Below are 23,899 nucleotides of genomic sequence, written 5' to 3'. Positions count from 1 at the left end.
ACGGGCGGGTCATGGAGACGCTGCTGACCTTCGGACACGGCACCGCCGAGCGTGAGGAGCTGACGCGCCTCCTGCACGGCGCCGGCGTGCGGTCCGTGGTGGACGTGCGCACCGCGCCCGGAAGCCGCAGGAACCCCGACGTGCACCGCGACACCCTGCGGGAATGGCTGCCGGCGGCGGGCGTCGGCTACCGGTGGGAGCGCCGGCTCGGCGGGTTCCGCCGGGCCGCGCCCGACTCGCCCGACACGTTCTGGCGCAACGCGTCCTTCCGCGGCTACGCGGGGCACACCCGCGACCCCGACTTCGTGGCCGCGATGGACGAACTCCTGCGCGAGTCCGACCTGACCCGCACGGCCGTGATGTGCAGCGAGTCGGTGTGGTGGCGCTGCCACCGGCGGCTCATCGCCGACTTCGCCGTCCTGTCGCGCGGGCGACCCGTCCTGCACCTGGCCCACGACGGTCGCCTCACCGAGCATCCGCCCACGTCCGGGGCACGGCTCCGGCCGGACGGGCTCCTCGTCTACGACGGCGACTGATCGACGACCGACGGGCGACCGGCACGGCCGGGCCCGCTGGTCCTCGCCGCCTGCGCGGTCTCGGCGGCCGTCCTGTCCGCGCAGCCATCCGAACACCGCTCTCCACCTGCGGCACCCGGCATTTTCAAGGCGCACCGCACACCGAATGTGAAAGGTGAAAAATCGGAACTTCACAGCGCTCCATGAGGTGGGTAGGTTGTAATGCGGTACCGACCGCTCCCCTTCGGCTGCGCGGCCTCAATCGACCTCCCGGCCCGTTGAAAAAGGACGCGCGACAACGCTCCCCGGTGCCGCCCGCCCCCGGTGGCCGTGAAATTCATCCGTCATTTGAGAACCGCACTCCGCGGGGACAGCGATCGGAGCCCTTTACTCGTTCGGGGGTGTGACTTAGGAGTGAGAATGCCCCGCACAATGCGCACGTTGGCTCCCGCCGCGGCCCTCGCGGTCGCGGCCGTGCTCGCCGCTCCCGTCTCTTCGGCGACCCAGGCCTCGGTGGCCTCCACCACCGCCGATCCCGCGTTCGACTTCACCAAGCCGAACGTCGTCGCGTCCAACCTCACCGTCCCCTGGGGTCTGGCGTACCTGCCCGACGGCAGCGCGCTGGTGTCCGAGCGGACCACGTCCCGGATCCTGCAACTGCGGCCCGGCTCGCAGCCGACCGAGGTCGCCCGCCTCTCCGGCGTCCAGCCGACCGGTGAGGGCGGGCTGCTGGGCCTGGCCGTCTCACCGAACTACAAGGAGGACGGCTACGTCTACGCCTACTACACCGCGGCCTCCGACAACCGGATCGTCCGGTTCAAGCTCGCGGCCTCGCCCCAGCAGGAAGTGATCTTCTCCGGTATCCCGAAGAACTCCTACCACGACGGCGGCCGCATCCACTTCGGCCCCGACGGGATGCTCTACGCCGGAACGGGCGACGCCGGCCGGACCGCCAACTCCCAGGACTGGAACAGCCCCGGCGGCAAGATTCTGCGGATGACGCCGACCGGCGCCCCGGCCCCCGGCAACCCCCGCGCGAACTCGGTCGTCTACAGCATCGGGCACCGCAACGTGCAGGGCCTCGCCTGGGGCGGCGGCCACATGTACAACGCCGAGCTCGGCAACAACGCGTGGGACGAGATCAACCACATCGAGGCCGGCGACAACTACGGCTGGCCGACCGTCGAGGGCACGGGCGGCGAGCCGACCTACCACGACCCCATCGCCGTCTGGCGCACGCGGGACGCGTCGCCGAGCGGCGCCGCCGTCGCGGGCGACACCCTGTACGCCGCCGCGCTGGGCGGCCGCCGTCTCTGGACGGTCCCGCTCGACGGCAAGGGCGGAGCGTCCGGCCAGCCCACCGCCGTGCTGCAGGGCACGTACGGGCGGCTGCGCACCGTGGAGGTCGGCCCGGACGGTTGGCTCTGGGTCACGACGAGCAACCGTGACGGCCGTGGCAGCCCCAACCAGGCCGACGACCGCGTGATCCGCTTCCCGAGGAAGGCTCGCTGACGTGAACTGACCCGGTCGTCCGCCACCGGCGGGCGGCCGGGTCGGCGGTCGGCGGGACACCCGTGTTCGGTCCGGCGCCTCTCGGGTACGTCAGCCGGTAGGTCGACAAGTCAACGGCTCGCGCGTGCCGTTCGGCCGCCGGGGATGGTGAGACATGGGAACGTTCTTCAACCGCAACGGGCCCGAGGACGACGTACCGTTGGACGCCGCTGTGGCCTGGTCTCGCGCCGAAGGCGGCGAACCCAATCCCGCCTACCCCGACCAGCACTGCACGACCGGCACCACGCCGAGCACGACCTTCGTGGGACGGGTCGCCGGTGACGATGTCGGGCACTGGGAGGAGAGCGGCGCGGAACGGCGGGCGGCGGCCGCGCGGCAGGAGTCGTCCGCCTCCTGACGGCCCCGCCCCTACACCTGGCGCACCGGTCGACCCGATCGACATTCCGAGGCGACCGTACGGGCGATGGTGACGGACATGTCGAGCCGGAGCGGCCTCTCGTCGACGACGACGAACCCGGCCTCGTCGAGTAGGGACCGGTACTGCTCGCGGGAGCGTTCCCGTCCTCCGACGTTGTTCACCAGCATGTGAAGGTCCCACAGGCTCGACACGGAGGGATCGGCCGGGTCGTCGGGCAGCGGCCGTTCGATGACCAGAAGCGTGCTGTCGGCGGTGGCGGCCCCGTGCACGGCGCGTAGGATCGCGAGGCAGGTCTGGTCGTCCCAGTCGTGCAGGATCCGGGCGACGATGTACACGTCCGCCCCGGTGGGGACGTCCCGGGCGTCGGTGAAGGAACCGGGCACCAACGTGCAACGGTCCAGGTGGCCGCGGGCGTCGAGGTTGTCCCGTGCCGCGCCGATGACCTCCGGCCGTTCCAGCAGCGCGCATCTCAGGTTCGGGTAGGTGTCGCACAGGTGCGCGAGAAGCCCACCGTCCCCACCACCGATATCGGCGACGGTGCGGGCGCCGGAAAGGTCGACGACCGTCGCGACGTCCGAGAAGAACGCCGACCCTTCGGCCATCGCCCGCGTGAAGAGGCGCCTTTCCCGAGGATGATCCCTGAGGTACTCGAAGGGCGGTTGCCCGTACACGACGGTGAAAGGCTGGACGTCGTCCTTGATCCCTTCCGGGAGCGCGCAGAAACTGCGGTAGAGCAGATCCCCGTACAGCAGCGCGAGGTGACGCATGGAGTCCGGGGAGCGGCCGGCCAGGCGGCGACCCAGGTCGGTCAACGCGTAGGTCTCCCCGACCGGGGTGAGCGCTCCGACCCAGGGGTGGCACAGCGCGCGCAGCAGCCGGTTCATCCGGTCGGCGTCGACACCGGTCCGGTCACCCAGCTCCGTGCAGGTCAGAGGGCCTTCGGCGAGGTGGTCGGCGAGTTCCAGATCGGCCATGACGCGCAGTGCCTGGGTGCCCCAGGCGCCGGTGAGCCGCCGTAACAGCCGCCGCTCGGCCCCGTCGCCGGACAGATGACGCAGCAGCACGTCGGTGTGGCGGCCCGCGGCGAGAACCTCCAGGCGGCGCGGCCAGCCCAGCCGGGTGCGCCCGTCCGCGTGGAAGCGCAACACCGTGACACCGTCCTCACCCGGTACCGGGTCGTACCCGCCACCGTCGGGGCGTGGCCCGCCCGGACGGAGGAGGGCGGACCGCAGATCCTCCAGACGGCCGGGATCGGTGAGCCGCACCGCCACATGGTTCTCGTGCTTTTCGAGGCGCTCATCGCGGAGCGCCGGGAGGTCGAGCCCGTCGTCCGGGCCGACGCAGAGCACCTCGACGGCACGCGAGGGATCGTCCGGGAGCCTGGCGTGAATGCTCCGCACATGCAGGAAACCGGACTTCAACCGCTCTTCCTGGACGTGATATCGGCCGGCGAGCCGATCGCGTACCACGCTTCCGGTGAACGGCCGGAGCGGGTGAAGCCCGTGGTCGCGGAGGAATGCCCGAACGGCCGCGGGATCTGTCGGGAAGACGAGACAACCGGCATGGTCGACGACGCAGTGGGTGGTGATGGCCTCGATCATCTCCGCGGGAGCGCGGGGCGGCAGAACGTCGGTGACGGCGTCGATGTCGCCGGTGGAGCGCAGATAGTCGTGGACTTCTCGGATTCGCCGCTCATCGTCGTCGCTCAAGCGCGCCTTGGGGGTGAGTGCGCCGTCCGACCTGCTTTTCATGCGCTACTCCATGTTCGAATTATTCCGCGACGGTCCCCGGGGCGCACAGTATCAGGATGGCACCGCTTCGGACGGTCGGAATGCGTCGTCGCTGATCATCAGCGTGGTGTTTCTCCACCGGGCCGGGGACCCGCGGAAATGACGGTCGCCCCTCTCGCGGTGACGTCGAATGGCGAACGCCGCCGAGGCCGTGCCACGGCGAGGGCACCCGCCCGCTCACACGCCCCGGATCTTGATCCCGGGGCGCCAGCCGAGCATCCGGGAGACTCCGAGACCGGCGGCGATCAGTGAGGGAAGGGCCGCCTGGTGGTGCACGGAACCCGTGCGCACCACCACGGACAACGCCGCCACGACACGGCCCTCCGCGTCCATGACGCGCGTCGCGATCGAGTCGGCGCCGACGGTGAGTTCGCCGCGGACGGTGGCGTAGCCCGTGCGGCGGCACTCGGCCAGCTCGCTCCTGAGAACGGCCGGGTCCAGGAGCGTGTGGGGCGTGTAACGCTTCAGCCCGCCGGAGAGGACCCTGTCGACGAGGTCGGAACCGCCGTGGGCCAGGACGACCTTCCCCACGCCGGAGCAGTGCAGCGGAAGCCGCCCGCCGACCTGGGACAGGAGGTCCTGCGCCCGCGGGGCGGACAGCCGTTCGATGATCACGGCCTCCGAGCCGTCGAGGACCGCGAGCTGCACATGCTGGTGGAGCGCCGTGTAGAGGTCCTCCATGAACGGCTGCGCCTTGGAGCGCAGCGACTCGGTGAGGGGCGCGAGCGTGCCGAGCCGCCACAGCCGCAGACCGATCGTGAAGCGGCCGTCGTGCTGCCGGGTCAGCGCGCCGACGTCGGTGAGCTCCATGGCGAGCCTGCGGACGGTCGCGTGCGGAAGGCCCGTCTTCCGCGCCAGATCGGCGAGGCTGAGCTTGCTCTGGTCGGGTTCGAAGGCGAACAGCACCTCCAGGAGCCGGGAGCTGACGCTCCTGCCGGGCTCACTGGTCCGAGGCATCCGCGAACTCCTTTCGTCGACACGCATCCTAGCTCCTGGTTGTTCATAGGATGGTCAACCTCGCGCCTTCTCGCCGGTCGGACGGGCAGCATGTGCCCGTCAGCCACGCACAACGACCGACGGGAGCCGAAGGCGGACATGCTCGGGTCGAACGTCGAGAACCCCAGGATCGCGATCATCGGTGGTGGGATCGGTGGTCTCGCGACCGCCGCCTTCCTGCGCCGCGCGGGGCTGCGCGGCACGGTGTACGAGCAGGCGCCGATGCTGACGGAGATCGGCGCGGGGCTCGTGGTGGCGCCCAACGCGGCCCGCCTGCTGCGCAGGCTCGGCGTCCTGGACACGCTGCTCCGCAGCGCCGTCCGGCTGGACGTCGGTTGGGAGTTCCGGCGCTGGGAGGACGGCACGATCCTGTCCGCCGAGGACCTCGCGGCGAACTGCGAGCGGCTCTACGGCGAGCACACGTACACGGTGCACCGCGCCGACCTCCTGGACGCCGTCGGCGGCGCCGTCCCGAACGGGACCGTCCAACTCGGCAGACGCTGCGTCGGACTCGACGAGCGCTCGGACGGAACCGTCCGGTTGCGCTTCGACGACGGCGGGACGGCCGACGCGGACATCGTCATCGGAGCGGACGGCGTCCACTCGGTGGTCCGCGGCGCGATCACCGAACCGGGGCCCGCCGCCTTCTCCGGCCTGTGCGCGTTCCGTGCCCTGGTCCCAGGCGACCGCGCGCCGTCGCTGTCCCGGCGCCGCGCGCAGACCCTGTGGATCGGACCGGGCCGCCACCTGGTGCACTATCCCGTATCCGCGGGCCGGTTCGTCAACCTCGTGGCCTTCGCCCCGGCGGGCGAGAACTCCGTGGAGTCATGGACCGCCCAGGCGACGGTCGAGGAGTTCCTCGCCGAGTTCGCCGGCTGGGACGCCAGGCTCGTCGACCTCGTCCGCGCCGCGCGGACCCCGGGCCGGTGGGCGCTGCTCGACCGCGCGCCGCTGCCCCGGTGGAGCCGCGGGCCGGTGACGCTGCTGGGGGACGCCGCGCACCCCATGTTCCCGTTCTTCGCGCAGGGCGCCGCGCAGGCGATCGAGGACGCGGCGGTCCTGTCCCGCTGCCTCGCCGAGGACGTCGCGGACCCGCCCGGGGCCCTGCGCCGGTACGAGGCCCTCCGCCTTCCCCGCACGACCCGGTTGCAGGAGGTGAGCCACGCCCGGTCGAACGTCAACCACCTCCCCGACGGCCCCGACCAGCGTGCCCGCGACAGGTCCTTCGCCACCGTCGACCCGCTGCTCGACAACGGCTGGATCTACGAGTACGACCCCGAGAGCCCAGCCCGATCCGTCCATTGAATGAACACCCCGCTTTTTTGAGGAGCGAAGTGATGAAGGTTTTCGACGTGCGCGGCATCACGGCGGGTGTCGACGCGGCCCTCGCCGTGGTCGACGACCCGCGGCATCGGCACATGCTGAAGAACTACCGCAGGCACGCGCTGCTGGAGGTGTCCGGCCACTGGGAGGACATCCTCACCCCGGCGATGATCGTCGATCATCCGGTCTACCGGCTCACCGAACGCGGGAGGACGCTCGTCTGCGACGGCATGGACGAGGTCCGGAAGTTCTATTCCGACATCGTCGGGCAGGGCGCGAACGTCTTCGGGGCGCTGGAGGAGAAGGTCGCCGTCTCCGACCACGGCATCTTCATCGAGGCCGTCTTCGCCCAGGTCGTCCGTGGCGACGACGCCGCGCTCGCCGGTGAGGACGTCCGCCCGGACGGCACGTACCAGATCTCGCATCGCTTCGCCGCCACCTGGCCCTACCGCGACGGACGCCTCGTCGGCGAGTTCATCTACGACGACACCGGCAGCTGGCGCGTCGACGAGGTGGACGCCTCCGCGCTCATGTCACCGGCGCAGGCGCGCGAGGCCCTGGCGCCCTACCTGGAGCAGAGCCCCCTCTCGGAGATCGAGGACGGCCTCCGACTCTTCAAGGACTAGGCACCGACATGGCGGACCACTACATCGACATACACGCGCATTTCACGCCGCCGAGCACCGAGGAAGAACGGGTCCGTGCCTGGCAGGCCATGCTCGCCAAGGGCATCTACTTCCCCGAACCCCACGAGTGGTCACCGGAACGCACCCTGGCCTACATGGACGCGTCCGGGACCGCCATGCAACTACTGAGCAACATCCCGAACAGCCTGCCGCGCCTCCAGGCGTCGAACGACTACGGCGCCGACCTGGTGGCGCGCCACCCGTCGCGGTTCGGTCTTCTGGCCGCGCTGCCCACCGACGACCCCGTGGCGGCCGTCGCGGAGGCGGAACGGGCCCGGGAGAGCCTCGGGGCCGACGGGTTCGCCGTGACGACGCGATACAACGGCGTCTATCTGGGTGACGATTCACTCGACCCGTTGTGGACGCGACTCGATGACTGGAACGCGACGGTGTTCGTCCATCCCGACGCGCGCCTGCCGCCGACCCTCGACCACCCCGCACCCCTGTACGAGGTGGCGTTCGACACCGCCCGGACGGTCTTCGACATGATCTTCCGGAGGACGTTCGCGCGCTTTCCGAACATCACGTTCGTCATCGCGCACTGCGGGGGAGCGTTCCCCGCGTTGACCGGACGGCTCCGGCTGCTCGGAAACGAGTCCTGGGTACCGCAGGGCGTGACCGCCCGGGACGTCGACGAGCAGACGTCCTCGCTCTATGTCGACACGGCGGCGACCGCGTTCCCGCCTTCCCTTCTCCCGGCGATCGCGACGGTCGGAGCCGACCACATCGTCTACGGCAGCGACTGGGGCGCGCCCTGCACCACCGAGTCGTCCGCCGAATCGAACCGTGCGAGCCTGCTGCGCTGCGGCGCGTTGTCGCCCGAGGAAGCGGGCGAGGTCCGGGGCCGCGCCCTGGAGTTGTTCCCGCGTGCGGCACGGCGAATGGCGGCCGCCGGACGGCCCGCCGCCAAGACCGCCTGACATCACCCCGACATCACCCTCGCACCGCCTTGACATCGCCCTGACGAGGGACGGGCCGCGGCGGCGGCATTGACCACAGCTCCCCACCAGAGGGCCGCGTTTCTTCGGCGTGCCCACATCTGTCCCATTCCAGCGCGCGTCCGCTGGCACAACACCCGACCCCTGGGGAGTCCTTCATGTCCGTCACCAGTCCCGGCCATGGGCGAGATCTCGGTCGCGCCGGCCCCGACCAGCAGAACACCCTCGTCCTCATCATGTTCTTCGCGGCCGGAATCGTGTTCCTCGACCGCTTCGGGATCACGTTCCTCTTTCCGCAGATCGGCCACGACCTGCGCCTGAACCACAGCCAGCTCGGCTCGCTGGTCTCGGTGACCGCCGTGACCTGGGCGATCTCCAGCCTGATCTTCGCCGTCCTGTCGGACCGTCTCGGCGGCCGGACCAAGTGGATGATCGTCGGCAGCCTGGTCCTGTTCTCCGCCGCGGTCGGCCTGATCGGGCTGGCGCCGAACTACGGGACGATGCTGCTGCTCCGCGCGGTCATCGGCTTCTGCGAGGGCCCCGCGCTGCCCCTGATCCAGGGCGCGGTCGCGCGGGCGTCTTCGCCGGAGCGGCGCGGCCGGAACATGGGCGTCGTCATCGCCGGGACCCTGCTCATCGGCAGCGCCCTGGCACCGAGCATCATGATCGGGCTGGCCTCGGCGTCCAACTGGCGGCTCGCCTTCCCCCTCGTCGCCGTCCCGGGCTTCGTCGTGGCGCTCCTCGTGGCGATCCTCATGCGCGAGCCCAGGTCGACCGGCGCGGACGCGCCCCGCGTCAGGGCCCGGGACTTCCGGCTCGTGCTGGCCGACCGCAACGTCCCGCTCGCGCTCGTCGGCACGACCGTCTGCATCGGCGCGAACATCGGCTTCGGCACGTTCGCCGCCACGTACCTGCATGAACAGGGGCTGTCGCGGGGCACCACGACGCTCGTCCTCACCGTGTACGGCTGTCTCATCGCGCTCGGAAGCGTCATCGCCCCCGCGGTCTCGGACCGCGTCGGACGCAGACCGGCCCTGTTCGCCGCGGCGATCTGCGGCGGGCTCGTCCCGGTGTTCTTCGTCCTGTTCGCCGACTCGGTGCCGCTGCTCCTGGTGTCCCTCGGGGTCGGGTTGATGGCGGGCGGCTCGCTCACGCTGGTCACCTATGTGGTGCCCGGCGAGTCGGTGCCCCGCGAGCTGATGGCCACGGCGTTCGCGTTGCAGATCGCCGTGGGGGAGACCATCGGCGGCGCGCTCGGCCCGCAGCTCGGCGGCGCGCTCGCCGACGCCACCCACAACCTGGACAACGCGTTGCTGATGTACGGCGCGGCCTCGATCCCCCTGGCCGTCGTGGCCCTGCTGATCCGGGAGACCGCCCCCCGTCGCGTGGGCGCGGCCACACGCGAAGGAGGGCCCGAGGCGAGCGGCGAAGCCGCCCTCTCCTGAGGTCGGACCTCATAAGGCCCGCCCGGCGCGAAGGCGCCGGGCGGGCCGTTTCGTACGAGCCGGTGTCAGCTGTTCCGCGGGAACCCGAGGTCGAGGCCGCGGGTCGCCGGGTCGGGCCAGCGGCTCGTGACGACCTTGCCCCGGGTGAAGAAATGGACGCCTTCGGTGCCGTGCGCGTGGGTGTCGCCGAAGAGGGAGTTCTTCCAGCCGCCGAAGCTGTAGTACGCCATCGGCACCGGGACGGGCACGTTGACGCCGACCATCCCGGCCTCGACCTCGTTCTGGAACCGCCGGGCCGCGCCGCCGTCCCTGGTGAAGACGCACGCGCCGTTGCCGTAGGGGTTGGCGTTGATGAGCGCCATCGCCTCGTCGTAGGTGCGGACCCGGACCACCGACAGCACCGGTCCGAAGATCTCGTCGACATAGACCGTCATCTCGGGCGTGACGTGGTCGAGCAGCGTCGGGCCGAGCCAGTAGCCGTCCGCGGCCCCGTCCGGTTCGACGTGCCGCCCGTCGAGGACGACCGTCGCCCCGTCCCGCTCCCCGGCGTCGATGTAACCGGCGACCCTGTCGCGGTGCTGCGCGGTCACCAGCGGGCCCATGTCGCAGGAACGGGTGCCGTCGCCGACCCTGATGGCCGCCGCCCGCTCGGCGATCTCTGGGACGAGCCGGTCGGCGACGTCCCCGACCGCGACCACGACGCTGACGGCCATGCACCGTTCACCGGCGGAGCCGAACCCGGCGCTCACCGCGGCGTCGGCGGTGACGTCGAGGTCCGCGTCCGGCAGGACGAGCATGTGGTTCTTCGCGCCGCCGAGCGCCTGCACACGCTTTCCGTGCGCGCTCGCCGTGGCGTAGACGTACCGGGCCACGGGGGTGGAGCCCACGAACGACACCGCCTTGACGTCGGGGTGCGTCAACAGTTCGTCGACCGCGGCCTTGCCGCCTTGCAGGACGGTGAACACGCCCGGCGGCAACCCCGCCTCCGCCCACAGCTCGGCCAGCCAGATCGACGCGGACGGGTCCTTCTCGCTTGGTTTGAGCACCACGGTGTTGCCCGCGGCGATCGCGACGGGGAAGAACCACAGGGGCACCATCGCGGGGAAGTTGAACGGCGAGACGATCGCCACCGGGCCGAGCGGCTGGCGGATCGAGCAGACGTCGACGCTGGTGGAGGCGTTCTCCGTCATCGCGCCCTTGAGCAGGTGCGGCATGCCGCAGGCGAACTCGACGACCTCCTGGCCCCGGCTGATCTCGCCGAGCGCGTCGGCGAGCGTCTTGCCGTGCTCCGCGGTGATCAGTTTCGCCAGTTCGGGCTTGCGCCGGTCGAGCAGTTCACGGAACCGGAAGACGATCTGCGTCCGTCTGGTGAGGGAGAGGTCCCGCCACGCCGGGAACGCCGCCTTCGCCGACGCGATCGCGGTGCGCGCGTCGGCGGCGTCCGCCATCGAGACCCGCCCGGTGACCTCGCCCGTCGCCGGGTCGGTCACGGGCGCGGTGTTCCCGCTGGACCCGACGAGCTCCTTGCCGTCGACCCAGTGCCCGATCTCCCGCACGTCGTTGATGTCGGTGGTCACGCGCCCTCCTCCGTTCCATTGAGAAGATCGCCGAGGAGGCCGGTCAGCTCGGACACGGCGGCCTCCGCGGCAGGGGACAGGCCGGGCATCCCGAAGAACGGGTGGATGAGGCCCGGATAGACGCGCAGGGCGGTGGGCACCCCGGCGTCCAGGAGCCGCGCGGCGTGGACGATCCCGTCGTCGCGCAGCGGGTCGAACCCCGCCACCCCGACGACCGCCGGGGCGACACCGCCCGGGTCGGGCGCCAGGGCGGGGGAGACGCGCGGGTCCAGGGCGCGGGCCTCGTCGTCCCCGACGTAGTGCCATCTGATGACGGCGAGGTCGTCCCGGGTCAGGAAGCAGCCCTCGGCGTTCTCGTCGACGGACGGGTACCGGGCCGCGAAGTTCGTCACCGGGGAGGCGAGCAGCTGGCCCGCCACGGGAACGCCCGCGTCGCGGGCCCACAGCGCCGTGACGGCCGCCAGGTTCGCGCCCGAGCTCTCCCCGGCGAGGCCGATCCGAGCCGGGTCGCCGCCGAGGTCGCCGATGGAGTCGACCGTCCAGCGCAGCGCGGCCGCCGCGTCCTCGACCGCCGCCGGGAACGGGTGTTCGGGGACGAGCCGGTAGTCCACGGAGACCACCCAGGCGCCGAGGTCGTGCGCGAGCCGCCGCGCGACGTCCTGCATGAGGTGGGCGCTGCCCATGATGAAGCCGCCGGGGTGGAAGTACACGACGGTGGGCGCCGGCCCGTCGGCGAGGGGCCGGACGACCTTGAGGCGCAGCCCGTCGACGACGACGTCGTCGACGCTCTTGACCGGGGCGAATCCCGCGGGATCCCAGTTGCTCTCGATCGCGGCCCGCATTCGTTCGCGCATCTCGTCGGGCGCCCCGGAGAAGCCGGGCGGGGCGCCGGCGGAGCGGAGGGCGGACAGGAACCCGGCGACGTCGGGGTCGAGCGTCATGGTGACCTTTCGGGGAGTGTGCGGGGATGTGGTGGTCGTGCGGGCATGCGGTCAGCCGCCGAGCAGGCGGCGGTGGGAGGTCAGCGCGAGGTCCCGGGCGCGGTCGATCGCGGCGGGGCCGTCGCCGACGAGCGCGCCCGCCCGCTTGCGGACGACACCGTCCACCAGGACGGTGTCGACGTTGCCCGGATGCGCGGCGCAGACCAGCGCGGCGACCGGATCGGTGACCGGGAACAGGTTCGGGTCGGTCGCGCGGACCAGGACGACGTCGGCGCGCTTGCCGACGGTCAGGCTCCCGATCCGGTCGCCGAGCCCGAGCGTGTCGGCGCCGCCCTGGGTCGCCATCGTGAAGACCTCGGCGACGCCGAACGGGTCGAGCCTGCCCGCGAACCGGGTGCGTCCGTCGGCGAGCTGGCTGCGGTGGGCGGCGAGGCCCGCCCGCATCTGCGTGAACAGGTCGGAGGCGCCGACGGTCTCGGTGTCGGTGCTCAGCCCGGCCGTGATCCCGAACGCCCGTACGCGGTCGATCGGGGTGTGCCCGATCCCGGGCAGGGCCTGCTCGTGGTGCGGGGCGAGCGCGATCGACGCGCCGCTGTCGGCCATCATCGCGAACTCGTCGTCGCCGGACTCGCTGCAGTGCACGAACGTCAGGTCGGGGCCGAGCAGCCCGGCCCGCCCCAACCGCGCGATGGCGGCCATCGCGCCGAACTCGGGCCCGCACCCCATGTGGATGGACGTGCGTATCCCCAGGTCGCGGGCCATGGCGAGGTCGGCGCGGGTGGCGTCCATGGTGGACAGCTCCGGGCCGCGTCCCGCCAGGTGCAGCGTGACGAGGGCGTCGTCGTCGCCGAGCAGCTCGCGGCGGACGCGCCGGACGTCGCCGGTGTGCGGCCGGTCGCTGCCCCCGATCCACACCGGGAGGTCGACCAGCGGCCAGCCGTGCCCGAACACGGCGCGGATCCCGCTGTCGCGCAGCGCGGCGATCGCCTGGTCGCTGTGCTCCGGCGAGTTCTGCACGTGCGACCAGTCCATCAGCGTGGTCGTGCCCGCGTCGAGGGCGGACAGGGCGCCGAGCAGGTTCCCGGCGTAGACGTCCTCGGGCCGGTAGAGCGATCCGAGCCTGCCGAACATCTCCCCGAAGTAGCTCCGCAGATCGAGTTCGGCGCACCGGTGCCGGACCGCCGACTGCCAGGTGTGCTTGTGGGTGTCGACGAGCCCGGGGAACACGATCATGTCGCGGGCGTCGATCGTCTCGGCGCCGTCACCGGGCAGGCCGGGTCCCACACCGGTGATGAGACCGTCCTCGACCAGGACGTGGCAGCCGGTGAGCGTGCCGAGCGCCGGGTCGCCGGTGACGACCCAGCCGTTCTCGATCAGGATGCGCCGTGGCGCGCGGTCGGTCATGGTCACTCCTCGTCTCACGCGTGTTCGGGCTGCCGGTGGACGGCGTCGGCGCCCGGTTCCCGCGCGCCCGTCTCCTGCCGGGTCGCCATCCGGAGGGCGGTGGCGACGTCCTCGTCGGTGGGCCGCGCCGCCCAGGCACGCGCCACATAGGCGTCGGGACGGATGAGCACCGCCGCCGCGCCGCCGAACCGCTGCGCCAGCGCGTCGGCGGGCGCCGTCACGGCGGTGACCAGGTCGGGCAGGTTCCGGCCGGTCGCCGCGCCGCCGGTCGCCGCGTTCCCGGCGGCCTCGGCCAGGACGAAACAGGCGTCCTCGGCCACCCGCGTGTACGTGGTCGCGGGCGTGGAGAGCGGGAAGTCGCTGACCCGGGTGCCGTCGGCGGCGTGCGTGTCGAGGGCGCGGTGGTAGGACGTGCCGAAGCCGCTCAGCCGGTCGCGGAGGATCGCGTTGACCTCGGGAATCGGGATGAGCTCCCGCTCGACGAAGTCCTTCAGGGCCAGCCCGGCGTGGGAGAAGTCGAAGTGCAGCCCGCACTGCGCGGCGACGTCGTCCATCAGCGCCTTCAGCACTGGATGGCGCTCGTCGTGGTAGGTGTCGAGCAGCGCGTCGGGAGCGCGGCCCGTCGCGGCCAGGGCGAGCTTCCAACCGAGGTTGAAGGCGTCCTGGATGCAGTAGTTCATCCCGATGCCGCTGGCCGGATAGTGGACGCGGGTGGCCTCACCGGCGAGCAGGACCCGGCCGCGACGGAACGCGGGGACCATGCGGTGCGCGTCGCCGTACCGGGACAGCCATTTCGCCGACGTCACCCCGAAGTCGTCCCCGAAGATCAGCCGGAGGGACTCCCTGACCTCGTCCATGGTGACCGGCTCGTGCTTGGGAACGTTCCGGCGGTGCTGGGCGACGATGATGAACCGGGTGATGCCCCGGCCGAAGGGGTAGGCGAGCACCCAGCCGTGCTTGTTGCGTTTCATCTGCATGGACGCCTGCCAGGGGAAGGGCAGGTCGGCGTCCACGGCCACGGCGGTCATGCGCGTCGCGTGGCCCTCGAACGGGATGCCGGCCGTCTCCCGGACGAGGCTGCGCGCACCGTCGGCGCCCACCAGATAGGGCGCGTCGAACTCCAGCTCCCGTCCCGCGGCGTCGCGTGCGGTGACCGTGACGCCGTCCGCGGTCTGGGCGTGACCGAGGTAGGTGATCCCGCGCCGCACGTCGGCGCCCTGTTCCACGGCCCATTCCGCGAGCAGGTGCTCGGTGGTCATCTGCGGGAGGATCAGCGCGTACGGGAACTTGCTGTCGAGCAGGTCGTACCGCAGCCCGATCAGCCCCGCGTAGATGTAGCGCGGCACCTCGAAGTCGGGACGCCAGCGTTCGGCCGCGACGCGGAACCGGTCCATGAGGCCGCGGACGTCGAACAGCTCCAGTACACGCGGCTGGATCACTCCGGCCCGTGAGTGGGTGTCCTCCGTACGGCGCTCCAACACGACGACCCGGGCCCCGGCACGCGCGGCCTCGGCCGCGACGGTCAGACCTGCCGGTCCGCCGCCGACGACGACGGCATCGGCGGATGTGGCGCTGTTCGACATAAGCTGCCTCCACTGGAACGACCGCTCAGCGGACGATCGTCCGTACTACGGTCAAACGTGCTGTGATTCAGAAGCATGGGTCGGCGGAACACGCCTGTCAAGGCCGGTGTCCATTCATTGCTCTGCTCTTTTGCCTGCGGAGATAGGCCTGCCCCGGCCCATGTTCAAGAAAACGGGCACTTGACCGGAGAGCGGTCGTATCTCGTACTCTAGGCCCGGACAGGTGGCGGGGCGGGGGCCGGGCGGCGCCCCGCCCGCCCCGACGGAGAGGAGCGACATGCCGCGCGACGACGCCGGGCCGGACTTCATCGAGGCCCTCGCCCGCGGGCTCGACGTGCTCAGATGCTTCGGCTCACATCCGGTGCCCATGTCCCTCACCGAGATCGCCACCGCGACCGGGCTGGCCAGGCCGACCGCCCGACGCATCGTGCGCACGCTCGAACACCTCGGATACGCGCGCACCACGTCCGAGGGCGTCGCGCTCACCCCGCGCGTCCTCGAACTGGGCGTCGCCTACACGCTGTCGACCGGACTGTGGGAGGTCGCGCTGCCCCATTTGCGTGACCTGGTGAAACAGACCGGGCAGGCCGCCTCCGTCGCCGAACTCGACGGCTCGGACGTCATCTACGTCGCCCGCGTCGAGGTCCCCAAGGTGGTCGCCGTCAACGTCAAGGTGGGCATGCGCCTGCCCGCCGCCAGTACGGCGCTCGGCAAGGTCCTGCTCGCGTCACTGGACGCGGACGCCCTGCGCGCGGCGCTGCGCACGGCCTCGCGCTCCCCGGTACGGCCGCACCGGCCGAGACCGGTCGCCGAGATCGAGGCCGAGCTGCGGGAGGTGCGCGCCCGCGGCTGGGCCACCACCGACGAGGAGGTCGCGCCCGGCATCCGCTCCGTCGCCGCGCCCCTGCGCGACGGGGACGGTCGGACGGTCGCGGCGATCAACGTCACGGCGATCGCGGCCGAGGTCGGCCGGCGCGAACTCGTCGACGAGCTGCTGCCCCTCCTGCTCCAGACGACCGGCGCGATCGGGCGAGACTACGAGCTGATCCACGCCGCGCCCCAGCGCTCCGTCCGCCGACCCTGAACACGCCGGCCCCGAGAACGAGGAAGAGGAATGACCCGACACGACACACCCGACCCCGACGAACTGTTCAGCGAGGAACGGTCCGCCGAGGTCGTCGCGGCGAGCTTCGCCGGGACGCTCGACCCGCGCCTGCGCCTGATCCTCACCTCGCTCGTCCGGCACCTGCACGACTTCGTCAAGGACGTCGAACTCACCGAACGGGAATGGGCCGCGGCGATCGAGTTGCTCACCGCGACCGGGAAGATGTGCACCGACACCCGGCAGGAGTTCATCCTGCTCTCCGACGTCCTCGGCGTGTCCATGCTGGTCGAGACCCTCAACAACCGGGCGGACGGCGCCCTCACCGAGTCCACGGTCGAGGGCCCGTTCCACATGGTCGCGTCGCCGCCCCGGGAACTCGGCGCCGACATCGCCGAGGACGGCAAGGGCACGCCGTGCCTGGTCACGGGCAGCGTCACCGGCCCGGACGGGCGGCCCGTCCCCGGCGCGACGATCGACGTGTGGCAGGCCAACGACGACGGCTTCTACGACGTGCAGCAACCCGGTGTCCAGCCGCCGCTGAACCTCCGCGGACTGTTCACCGCGGACGGCGACGGACGGTTCTGGTTCCGCTCGATCGTCCCCCGCCACTACCCGATCCCGCAGGACGGCCCGGTCGGCCGCCTGCTGACGGCGACGTCCCGGCACCCGAACCGGCCCGCGCACATCCACTTCGAGGTGTCCGCCCCCGGCCACCGCACCGTGACCACCCACCTGTTCGTCGCCGGCACCCCGTTCATCGACTCCGACGCCGTGTTCGGGGTCAAGCCCAGCCTGGTGCGCGAGTTCCCCACCGTCGACGACCCGGAGCGCGCGGCGCGGGTCGGGCTGCCGAACCCGTTCCGCACGGTGAACTTCGACGTCGTCCTCCGTCCCGACGCCACCGACCGGGAGGCGTGACCATGATCCAGACCTCGTTCTCCTACGACGCGCTCCCGATGCGGGTGCGGTTCGGCTCCGGCGTCATCGCGTCCCTCCCCGAGGAGATCGCGCGGCTGGGCGCCCGCCGCGCCCTCGTGCTCTGCTCACCCGAGCAGCGCGACACCGGCGAGGCCATCGCGGGCGCGCTGGGCGACCGCTCCGCCGGGGTGCTCGCCGAGGCGCGCATGCACGTCCCGGTCGAGGTCGCCGCGCGGGCCCGCGCCCGCGCCGCCGAACTCGGCGCCGACGCCTGCGTGGCGGTCGGCGGCGGATCGGCCATCGGCCTCGGGAAGGCCGTCGCGCTCGAACACGGGCTGCCGGTCGTCGCCGTCCCCACCACCTACGCGGGCTCGGAGATGACCACCGTCTGGGGCATCACCGAGAACGGGCGCAAACGAACCGGCAAGGACCCGCGGGTGCTCCCGGCCGCCGTCCTGTACGACCCAGACCTCACCCTCGGACTTCCGATCGCCATGTCGGTGACCAGCGGATTCAACGCCGTCGCCCACGCCGTCGAGGCCCTCTACGCGCCCGACCGCTCCCCGGTCGTCTCGCTGATGGCCGAGGAGGGCGTCCGCGCGATGACCGAGGCCCTCCCGGCCGTGTTCGCCGACGGCGGTGACGCCGACGCCCGCGCGAAGGCGCTGTACGCGTCCTGGCTCTGCGGGGCGACCCTCGGCGCCACGACCATGTCCCTGCACCACAAGCTGTGTCACGCCCTCGGCGGAACCCTCGACCTCCCGCACGCCGCCACCCACACCGTCGTGCTGCCCCACGCCCTCGCCCACAACCAGCCCGCCGCCCCCGACGCGGCCGAGGCCCTGTCCCGCGCCCTGCACGCCGACGACCCCGCCCGCCGCCTCTGGGACCTCGCGGGCTCCCTGGACGCGCCGCGGTCCCTCCGCGACCTCGGCATGTCCGAGAGCGACATCGACCCCATCTGCGACGAGGTCGTGAACGCCCCCTACGCGAACCCCGCCCCCGTGACCCGCGAATCGGTGAGACGCCTACTCCACACCGCCTGGACCGGCGATCCCCCACGGCCACGCCCCCTGAAGGCCACACGCCCCTGAAGACGCAGCGGGCGGTGGACGACCTGGACGACACCGTCCGGCAGATCCGTTCGACGGTCTTCGCGTGGCGGGAGCCGGAGGTGGAGGAGTCGCTGCGCGGCCGGCTGCACGTGCTGGTCGACGCCGCGACCGAGCATCTGGCCTTCGCGCCCTCGGTGCGGCTGGACGGGCTGCTGGACACCGCGGTCGACGACGAGACCGCCGAGCATGTGCCGGCCGTCGTCCAGGAGGCGCTGTCCAACGTCGCCCGGCACGCCCGCTCCACCGAGACCGCCGTGCGCGTGGACGTCGGTGACGCTGTCACGGTACGGATGGACGACGACGGCGTCGGCATCGGTGCGGACGGCCGCCGCAGCGGCCTGCGCAACATGGCCGAACGGGCCGCGGCCCTGGGCGGCGAGTGCGCGGTCGAGCCGCGACCGGCGGAGGAACGGCCTTGACCTGGAGCGTCCCGCTCAGACGTGACCACGGACGTGCTCGCTGTGGAGCCTGGGCGCTCATCACCCGTGAGGGGTGATGAGCGCGGGTGCTACCTGGGTCGACGATGCGGGCAGGCGCTTCGGTCTGGAGGCTCGTGATGAGCGACGTCGAGCACGCGAACGGCGGGGATGAGCACGCGACCGCCCCCGGCGGCGACGCGGAACTGCGCAGGCTGCGCGCGGAGGTGGCCGATCTGCGGGCCCGGCTCGCGGCACGGCCGCCGGACGCGGCGGGCCGGGTGCGCGCGCACCCGAACCTGATGAGAACGCGGCGGGCCGTCGCCGCCCTGCTGGTGGCCCTCGCCGGCTTCGGCCTCGTGGCGTCGGTGATCGGAGTCTGGGGCGCGCGCACCACGCTGGAGACCGACCGGTGGGTCGCCACGGTGGAGCCGCTGCCCGAGAATCCTGAGGTCAACGCCGCCATGGCGACGTATCTCACGGACCAGGTCTTCACGCATCTGAACGTGCAGGGACGAATCGTCGAGGCGCTGCCGCCCCGGGCCGCCTTCCTGGCCGGCCCCGTGACGGACGCCGTCCACGATCACCTGCGGAACCGGGTGCGGAACTTCATGGGCACCGAGCAGTTCGCGGCGCTGTGGCAGGAAGCGAACCAGTTCGCGCACGCCCAATTCGTGGCGATAGCGGAGGGCGAAAGCGAGACGGTCAACGTCCAGAACGGAACCGTGACGCTGAACCTGCTGCCGGTCATCAACGATGTGCTCGTCACCGTCTCGCAGGAGCTGCCGACGTTGTTCGGCGAGGAGCTTCGACTGCCCGCGCTCTCGTCCGGTGAGGTCCCCGCCGACCTGCGGGAGAAGGTGGCGACCGCGCTCGGTGTGACGCTTCCCGCGGACTTCGGTCAGGTCGCCGTCTACCAAGACGGCGACCTGACCGGGTTCCAGGACGCGGTGCTGTTGTTCGAGCGCGGCATCGTCCTGCTCGTGATCGGCACGCTGGTCTGCCTCGCGCTTGCGCTGGTGGTCTCGCCCGGACGCAGGCGGACGCTGCTGCTGTTCGGCGTGGCCGTTGCCGGCAGTGCGGTGGTGTTGGCGGCGGTGCTGCGAACCGTCGGCGACCGGCTTCTGGAGCGGGTGCCCGAGGGCCTCTACCGGCAGGCGGCGTCCGTGGCGGTGCACGACGTCTTCAGGACGCTGCGCGACCGCGGCGACCTGTTGTTGTGGTCGGGTGTCGCGCTGGCCGTCCTCATGTACCTGGTGGGCCCCGGCCGGGGGGCGGTGGCGCTGCGCCGGTCCGCCGTCTCGGGATTGCGCGCGGGCTGGTCGGCCGCGCGGAGCGATCGGGTCGGGGAACTGGTCGTCCGTCATCTGGACGTGCTGCGGATCGCGGGCGTGGTGGTGGCGGCGCTCGTCGTGCTGCTGTTCGCGTCCTGGACGGCCCTGCTCGTGATCCTGGTCGTCCTGGCGGCGTACGAGGTCGGGGTGACGCTGTTCGCCCGCCACGCCGCGGAGCGTGGGAGGGCCCCGGATGCCGGGACGGCGCCGCGCGTCCCGCCGGTGGCCGGTGCCGGTGGGTCGCCCCCGTGAGGCGGCACCGGTCATCCGCGGCGGGTGATGTCCGCCGGGGCGGCGGGATGTCGAGGGTTCTGGGACGAGAGCCGGCCGCTCGCCGGTCCCGAGCGTGAGGAGCCTGCCAATGGCCTTCGGACCCGTGCAACTCGTCGTGCTGGGCTTCGACCACCCGCGCTTTGTCCATCCCGGGGAGGGGGAGGTGACCGGCGAGCTGGACGGCCCCGACGCCATTCACCGCCAGCTGGTCCGCTGGTTGGACAGGGCCGGCTTGCGGCGGTAACCGCGGGAGGGGGCGGCGATTCGGGGGCGGTGCTCACTCGGCGCGGCGGAGATCGAGGGACTGGGCGATGACCGCGCGCTGGATTTCCGAGGTTCCCTCGTAGATCCGGAGGGAGCGGATCTGGCGGTAGAGGCGTTCGGTCACGGAGTCCGACACCAGGCCCGCGGCGCCGAAGATCTGGAGGGCGGCGTCGATGATCTCCTGCGCGGACTCGGTGGCGTAGAGCTTGGCGATGCTGGAGTGCCGCGCGAAGCGGCGGCCGTTGTCCAGCTCCCAGGCGGCCCGGGCCACCAGGAGGGCGGCGGCGTTCAGCTTGACCTCGGTGTCGGCGAGCGTGGCCCGGATCGTCGGGAGATCGATCAGGCGGCCGTCGTAGATCGGGCGGTCGGCGGATCGGGAGAGGGCGGCGTCGGCGGCGCGGCGGGCGAAGCCCAGGGCGGCGGCGCCCACGGTCATCCGGAAGCGGTCGAGAACGTCCATCGCGATCACGAAGCCGTGGCCGGGGCGGCCCAGGACGCTGTCGGAGGGGACCTCGCAGTTGTCGAAGGCGAGGTGCGCCAGGGCGCGGGGAGCGATCACGGCGATCTTCTCGCGCACGTGGAGGCCGGGGGTCGTCGCGGGGACCAGGAAGGCGGTCAGGCCGAGGGCGCCGGGACCTTCGCCGGTGCGGGCGACAACGCAGTAGAGGTCGGCGATGCCGCCGTTGGCCACCCAGGCTTTGCGGCCGTTCAGCACATAGCCGCCGGGGGTCTGGTCGGCTCGGAGGGCGATCGCGGCGACGTCGGAGCCGGCCTGCTCTTCGGACAGGGCGAAGGCCACGACCCGCTCGCCCCGGGTGAGGGCCGGAAGATGGCGCTCCTTCTGGGAGGGCGAGCCGTGACGCAGGAGGGGAATCGAGGCGAGGGCCTGGATGGAGAACGCGTAGTCGGCGAGGTCGTCGGCGTAGGCGAGCGCCTCGCGGACGAGGCAGAGCGACCTGAAGTCCGCTTCCGGGGAGAGCCAGCCGTCTTCGCCCAGGGCTCGGATGACGTTCAGCTCGGTCTTCTCCGGGTCGGTGCGGGCGTTCCAGAGTTCGGAGTGCTCGTCGCACCAGTTCGTGAGGCGCTGTGCGAGTTCGCGGTGCTCCGGCTCGTAGAAGGGGAGCGCGAGGATTCCGTCGTCGAAGGCCCGCATCAGATGACCAACTCGGCGTCGTCCCGCAACGAGTTGACGAGCTGGTGTTCGGCGAAGTAGGCGAACGACGCGTAGCCGCGCCAGATGCGGCGCCATTCCCGCTCGGCGGCCGGCCCGCCGTGGTCGCGCTCCACCACGTCCAGATAGGAGATGATCACGTCCACGGCCTGCCGCGAGTGGCCGGTCGAGACGTTGTCGATCGACAGGTGGGCCTCCTCGTAGCCGATGTCGAAGCCGTGGGCCTGGAGCTTCTCGATCTCGTGCATGCGCATCTCGCCCAGGCCGTACATCTCGATCGCGAGGTTGTAGCCGAGGATCTCGCAGTAGAAGGAGTCCGGGAACAGCCCCAGGCACAGCTGGCCGATCGCGAAGTGGTAGTGGCTGTCGGGGAGTTCCTCCTGTTCCTTGAAGGCGGCGTCGCGGACGTGCGGGAGGTCGATCGACATGCTGTCGAGGGCCTGGTGGATGAGGGTGATGTGATTCTTGCGGACCTCGCCGCGGCCCATCTCGTCGGCGTAGATCGCGAACATCAGGTCGTCGCTGGGGCGCTGGTCGCGGCCCAGGTTGCCGATCCGGTGGACCCAGGCGGCCTCGATGAGGCTGCCCAGGGCGAGGGTCTTCTGATGGAAGATCACCTGTTCGCGGTCCGGGATCTCGGTGAGCGGCTCGTACGGGTTCACGAGCTTGTCCCAGTAGATGGTCTCGACCCGTGCGCGCAGGGCCTCGGGGGTGTAGTCGAAGTAGCTCGCGTCGGTGTGGCGGCCCGCGGCGCCGTGTGCGAACAGGATCTCGCCGTCGGCGAACCCGGACAGTGCCCAGTTCCTGGCTTTGGCCAGGGTGTTCGGGAAGTTCTCGATGTTGACCAGACGGTAGAAGAACTCGCGATCGTCGATCTCGGGAAGCTCGGCGTGGACGACGTCGGGCGGTTCGCTGTTCTCGATGGCGGTGAGCCGGCGGGCCGCTTGGGGGTCGCCGACCCGGTTCACCGGGAGTTCCACAGCGGGCAGGTCGCCACCGGCCTGGACGGCCGCCACCCAGTCCTTCAGGACGGCCGACTCCCGCTCGTCGAAGATCGCGAACATGGGGCCGCCGAACTTGATGGCGTCCAGAAAGCGGCACCCGGTGGGTGTCGGCTTGAGGTAGGGAGACGTGCGGAACCGGTTGAGGAAGTCCGCCACGTCGAAGCCCGGGTCGGCGAAGGTCTCGGTCAGCGGGCGCCCGGCCACGCGGAGGTCGCGATGGTGGAGTCCCGCGTACGGGGCGTGCCGGGCGAAGATCTCGGCGACCTGGGCGTCCAGGGAGAGCCCGGCGTGCCAGTCGGCGAGATCGCCCAGCATGGCGACGTGCTCGCGTTCCAGGTCGAGGACGAGGCGTACGGCCGCCAAGAGGCGCGCCCTGTCCGCCGGGCCGCTCGCGGATCGCCGGGTCAGGTCGAGGTACTCGGCCAGGACGGCGCGGAGCGCCGGTTCCGGGAGCGGCGCCGGGAGGCCGGTCAGGACGTCGTCCACACCGAGCGCGTGGAACGCGTAGTGCACGCCGACGACCTCGGGCATGAAGCTCGCCGGGAGCCGCGACAGGGCGACGTAGAAGTCGGCGTGCAGCGCCGTCAGGGGTCGTGCCCGGGCCTTATCCATGAAGTCGGCCGCGGTGATCTCGGGGAGGTGGACGCCGAGGTCGTCCAGGGCCCGTCGCCGGCGGCGGTGGAGCGAGGCGCCGGGGCGGCCCCGTCCCTTCACGAGGAAGTGCTGCCCGAACAGGCGGTTCACGATGACCGACGGCTGGGTCGCGGGCTGCGACAGGGTGTCCAGCCAGCAGCCTCCGATCAGGCCGAGCGGGGCGCGCTGGCGCAGGACGGCCTGTCGCAGCTCGGGTCGCAGGTCCCCGAATGCCCTCAGAGGCACCATCAGATCGTCCCGGACGGCGTCCACCTCGGCCACGATGGCCTCCACGCTCACATCGGACGGCGCGCCGGGCGCGGGTGCGGGCAGGAAGGCGTGGATGACGCGCCGGGCGGCCAGCAGCGTCGGCTCCGACTCCTGGTCGCGCAGGAAGCGATGAAAGATCGCTTCGGGGCCCGCGGCCAGCAGCGCCGTGGCCTCGTCCGCGGTCCCCGGACTGAACTCGAAGGTGGTCAATGCCGATGAGGTGATCAGGTCCGGCGTCTTGAAGATGGGGAGTGACATCATGACTCCT

21 protein-coding genes are annotated in these 23,899 nt (G+C 71.7%); 13 read left to right on the top strand and 8 right to left on the bottom strand.

Annotation, left to right across the window (positions count from 1 at the left end):
- Nucleotides 1-11: 11 nt before the first annotated feature.
- The 3 genes from D0T12_RS19690 to D0T12_RS19680 all read left to right on the top strand — a co-directional run bounded on the left by D0T12_RS19690 (nt 12) and on the right by D0T12_RS19680 (nt 2,424).
- On the top strand, nt 12-536 hold the full coding sequence (locus tag D0T12_RS19690; protein ID WP_117401033.1) for a DUF488 domain-containing protein: 525 nt from the start codon (nt 12-14) through the stop codon (nt 534-536).
- Between the two features lie 399 nt (nt 537-935).
- Nucleotides 936-2,027, top strand: coding sequence for a PQQ-dependent sugar dehydrogenase (locus D0T12_RS19685; RefSeq protein ID WP_117401032.1), 1,092 nt, complete (start codon nt 936-938; stop codon nt 2,025-2,027).
- Nucleotides 2,028-2,181: 154 nt separating this feature from the next.
- The gene (locus D0T12_RS19680; RefSeq protein ID WP_117401031.1) at nt 2,182-2,424 is read left to right on the top strand and encodes a hypothetical protein; all 243 of its coding nucleotides are present in this window, start codon (nt 2,182-2,184) and stop codon (nt 2,422-2,424) included.
- Nucleotides 2,425-2,435: 11 nt separating this feature from the next.
- Here the strand turns inward: D0T12_RS19680 and D0T12_RS19675 are convergent, their stop codons facing one another.
- Both D0T12_RS19675 and D0T12_RS19670 read right to left on the bottom strand, forming a co-directional pair.
- Nucleotides 2,436-4,196, bottom strand: coding sequence for a methyltransferase (locus tag D0T12_RS19675; RefSeq protein WP_117401030.1), 1,761 nt, complete (start codon nt 4,194-4,196; stop codon nt 2,436-2,438).
- Between the two features lie 216 nt (nt 4,197-4,412).
- Nucleotides 4,413-5,192 carry an IclR family transcriptional regulator gene (locus tag D0T12_RS19670; RefSeq protein ID WP_117401029.1) on the bottom strand — a complete coding sequence of 260 codons (780 nt, stop codon included), beginning with the start codon at nt 5,190-5,192 and terminating at the stop codon, nt 4,413-4,415.
- Between the two features lie 138 nt (nt 5,193-5,330).
- On the opposite strand from D0T12_RS19670, the gene D0T12_RS19665 reads away from it, so the two are divergent.
- The 4 genes from D0T12_RS19665 (at nt 5,331) to D0T12_RS19650 (ending at nt 9,623) form a co-directional block, all read left to right on the top strand.
- Nucleotides 5,331-6,536 (top strand): FAD-dependent monooxygenase, encoded by a 1,206-nt coding sequence (locus D0T12_RS19665; RefSeq protein ID WP_117401136.1) that lies wholly within the window; start codon nt 5,331-5,333, stop codon nt 6,534-6,536.
- Nucleotides 6,537-6,568: 32 nt separating this feature from the next.
- Entirely contained in the window at nt 6,569-7,180 is a 612-nt protein-coding gene (locus tag D0T12_RS19660) for a hypothetical protein (RefSeq protein WP_117401028.1), read from the top strand.
- A gap of 8 nt (nt 7,181-7,188) precedes the next feature.
- Nucleotides 7,189-8,160, top strand: a complete 972-nt coding sequence (locus D0T12_RS19655; RefSeq protein ID WP_117401027.1) for an amidohydrolase family protein — start codon at nt 7,189-7,191, stop codon at nt 8,158-8,160.
- Between the two features lie 176 nt (nt 8,161-8,336).
- On the top strand, nt 8,337-9,623 hold the full coding sequence (locus D0T12_RS19650; protein WP_117401026.1) for an MFS transporter: 1,287 nt from the start codon (nt 8,337-8,339) through the stop codon (nt 9,621-9,623).
- A gap of 65 nt (nt 9,624-9,688) precedes the next feature.
- Here D0T12_RS19650 and D0T12_RS19645 read toward each other — a convergent pair whose 3' ends face one another.
- Genes D0T12_RS19645 through D0T12_RS19630 form a run of 4 tightly spaced genes read right to left on the bottom strand, consistent with a single transcriptional unit; the run spans nt 9,689 to nt 15,128 of the window.
- Complete coding sequence (locus D0T12_RS19645) at nt 9,689-11,170, bottom strand: CoA-acylating methylmalonate-semialdehyde dehydrogenase (RefSeq protein WP_325050824.1); 1,482 nt, start codon at nt 11,168-11,170, stop codon at nt 9,689-9,691.
- A gap of 26 nt (nt 11,171-11,196) precedes the next feature.
- The gene (locus tag D0T12_RS19640; RefSeq protein ID WP_117401024.1) at nt 11,197-12,141 is read right to left on the bottom strand and encodes an alpha/beta hydrolase; all 945 of its coding nucleotides are present in this window, start codon (nt 12,139-12,141) and stop codon (nt 11,197-11,199) included.
- A 51-nt stretch (nt 12,142-12,192) separates the two neighbouring features.
- Entirely contained in the window at nt 12,193-13,545 is a 1,353-nt protein-coding gene (locus D0T12_RS19635; protein ID WP_117401023.1) for an amidohydrolase family protein, read from the bottom strand.
- 14 nt (nt 13,546-13,559) lie between these two features.
- The gene (locus D0T12_RS19630; RefSeq protein ID WP_117401022.1) at nt 13,560-15,128 is read right to left on the bottom strand and encodes an FAD-dependent oxidoreductase; all 1,569 of its coding nucleotides are present in this window, start codon (nt 15,126-15,128) and stop codon (nt 13,560-13,562) included.
- A 277-nt stretch (nt 15,129-15,405) separates the two neighbouring features.
- On the opposite strand from D0T12_RS19630, the gene D0T12_RS19625 reads away from it, so the two are divergent.
- The 6 genes from D0T12_RS19625 to D0T12_RS35415 all read left to right on the top strand — a co-directional run bounded on the left by D0T12_RS19625 (nt 15,406) and on the right by D0T12_RS35415 (nt 20,533).
- Nucleotides 15,406-16,212, top strand: a complete 807-nt coding sequence (locus tag D0T12_RS19625) for an IclR family transcriptional regulator domain-containing protein (protein ID WP_117401021.1) — start codon at nt 15,406-15,408, stop codon at nt 16,210-16,212.
- 30 nt (nt 16,213-16,242) lie between these two features.
- The gene (locus D0T12_RS19620) at nt 16,243-17,151 is read left to right on the top strand and encodes a dioxygenase family protein (RefSeq protein WP_117401020.1); all 909 of its coding nucleotides are present in this window, start codon (nt 16,243-16,245) and stop codon (nt 17,149-17,151) included.
- 2 nt (nt 17,152-17,153) lie between these two features.
- Nucleotides 17,154-18,245: a maleylacetate reductase gene (locus D0T12_RS19615; protein ID WP_117401019.1), complete on the top strand. Its 1,092-nt coding sequence runs from the start codon at nt 17,154-17,156 to the stop codon at nt 18,243-18,245.
- A 14-nt stretch (nt 18,246-18,259) separates the two neighbouring features.
- Complete coding sequence (locus D0T12_RS19610; protein ID WP_117401018.1) at nt 18,260-18,685, top strand: sensor histidine kinase; 426 nt, start codon at nt 18,260-18,262, stop codon at nt 18,683-18,685.
- A 137-nt stretch (nt 18,686-18,822) separates the two neighbouring features.
- Nucleotides 18,823-20,268: a hypothetical protein gene (locus D0T12_RS19605; RefSeq protein WP_117401017.1), complete on the top strand. Its 1,446-nt coding sequence runs from the start codon at nt 18,823-18,825 to the stop codon at nt 20,266-20,268.
- Between the two features lie 109 nt (nt 20,269-20,377).
- Entirely contained in the window at nt 20,378-20,533 is a 156-nt protein-coding gene (locus tag D0T12_RS35415; RefSeq protein ID WP_158581543.1) for a hypothetical protein, read from the top strand.
- Between the two features lie 33 nt (nt 20,534-20,566).
- On the opposite strand, the gene D0T12_RS19600 is transcribed toward D0T12_RS35415, so the two are convergent.
- Nucleotides 20,567-21,706 carry an acyl-CoA dehydrogenase family protein gene (locus D0T12_RS19600; RefSeq protein ID WP_117401016.1) on the bottom strand — a complete coding sequence of 380 codons (1,140 nt, stop codon included), beginning with the start codon at nt 21,704-21,706 and terminating at the stop codon, nt 20,567-20,569.
- Nucleotides 21,706-23,892, bottom strand: coding sequence for an iron-containing redox enzyme family protein (locus D0T12_RS19595; RefSeq protein ID WP_199487550.1), 2,187 nt, complete (start codon nt 23,890-23,892; stop codon nt 21,706-21,708). The genes D0T12_RS19600 and D0T12_RS19595 overlap by 1 nt, the downstream gene beginning before the upstream one ends.
- Between the last annotated feature and the right edge of the window lie 7 nt (nt 23,893-23,899).

Origin of the sequence: Actinomadura spongiicola (assembly GCF_003432485.1) — a bacterium.
Classification (GTDB): Bacteria; Actinomycetota; Actinomycetes; order Streptosporangiales; family Streptosporangiaceae; genus Spirillospora; species Spirillospora spongiicola.
This window is presented reverse-complemented; position numbering and strand designations above follow the sequence as displayed.

Bases quoted from the DNA above. Each gene is read 5' to 3' on its own strand.
- D0T12_RS19655 (WP_117401027.1), top strand. From the start codon at position 7,189: ATGGCGGACCACTACATCGACATACACGCGCATTTCACGCCGCCGAGC.
- D0T12_RS19635 (WP_117401023.1), bottom strand. From the start codon at position 13,545: ATGACCGACCGCGCGCCACGGCGCATCCTGATCGAGAACGGCTGGGTC.
- D0T12_RS19685 (WP_117401032.1), top strand. From the start codon at position 936: ATGCCCCGCACAATGCGCACGTTGGCTCCCGCCGCGGCCCTCGCGGTC.
- D0T12_RS35415 (WP_158581543.1), top strand. From the start codon at position 20,378: ATGGCCTTCGGACCCGTGCAACTCGTCGTGCTGGGCTTCGACCACCCG.
- D0T12_RS19680 (WP_117401031.1), top strand. From the start codon at position 2,182: ATGGGAACGTTCTTCAACCGCAACGGGCCCGAGGACGACGTACCGTTG.
- D0T12_RS19650 (WP_117401026.1), top strand. From the start codon at position 8,337: ATGTCCGTCACCAGTCCCGGCCATGGGCGAGATCTCGGTCGCGCCGGC.
- D0T12_RS19620 (WP_117401020.1), top strand. From the start codon at position 16,243: ATGACCCGACACGACACACCCGACCCCGACGAACTGTTCAGCGAGGAA.
- D0T12_RS19600 (WP_117401016.1), bottom strand. From the start codon at position 21,706: ATGCGGGCCTTCGACGACGGAATCCTCGCGCTCCCCTTCTACGAGCCG.
- D0T12_RS19670 (WP_117401029.1), bottom strand. From the start codon at position 5,192: ATGCCTCGGACCAGTGAGCCCGGCAGGAGCGTCAGCTCCCGGCTCCTG.
- D0T12_RS19665 (WP_117401136.1), top strand. From the start codon at position 5,331: ATGCTCGGGTCGAACGTCGAGAACCCCAGGATCGCGATCATCGGTGGT.
- D0T12_RS19675 (WP_117401030.1), bottom strand. From the start codon at position 4,196: ATGAAAAGCAGGTCGGACGGCGCACTCACCCCCAAGGCGCGCTTGAGC.
- D0T12_RS19630 (WP_117401022.1), bottom strand. From the start codon at position 15,128: ATGTCGAACAGCGCCACATCCGCCGATGCCGTCGTCGTCGGCGGCGGA.
- D0T12_RS19625 (WP_117401021.1), top strand. From the start codon at position 15,406: ATGCCGCGCGACGACGCCGGGCCGGACTTCATCGAGGCCCTCGCCCGC.
- D0T12_RS19595 (WP_199487550.1), bottom strand. From the start codon at position 23,892: ATGATGTCACTCCCCATCTTCAAGACGCCGGACCTGATCACCTCATCG.
- D0T12_RS19660 (WP_117401028.1), top strand. From the start codon at position 6,569: ATGAAGGTTTTCGACGTGCGCGGCATCACGGCGGGTGTCGACGCGGCC.
- D0T12_RS19615 (WP_117401019.1), top strand. From the start codon at position 17,154: ATGATCCAGACCTCGTTCTCCTACGACGCGCTCCCGATGCGGGTGCGG.
- D0T12_RS19605 (WP_117401017.1), top strand. From the start codon at position 18,823: ATGAGCGACGTCGAGCACGCGAACGGCGGGGATGAGCACGCGACCGCC.
- D0T12_RS19690 (WP_117401033.1), top strand. From the start codon at position 12: ATGGAGACGCTGCTGACCTTCGGACACGGCACCGCCGAGCGTGAGGAG.
- D0T12_RS19640 (WP_117401024.1), bottom strand. From the start codon at position 12,141: ATGACGCTCGACCCCGACGTCGCCGGGTTCCTGTCCGCCCTCCGCTCC.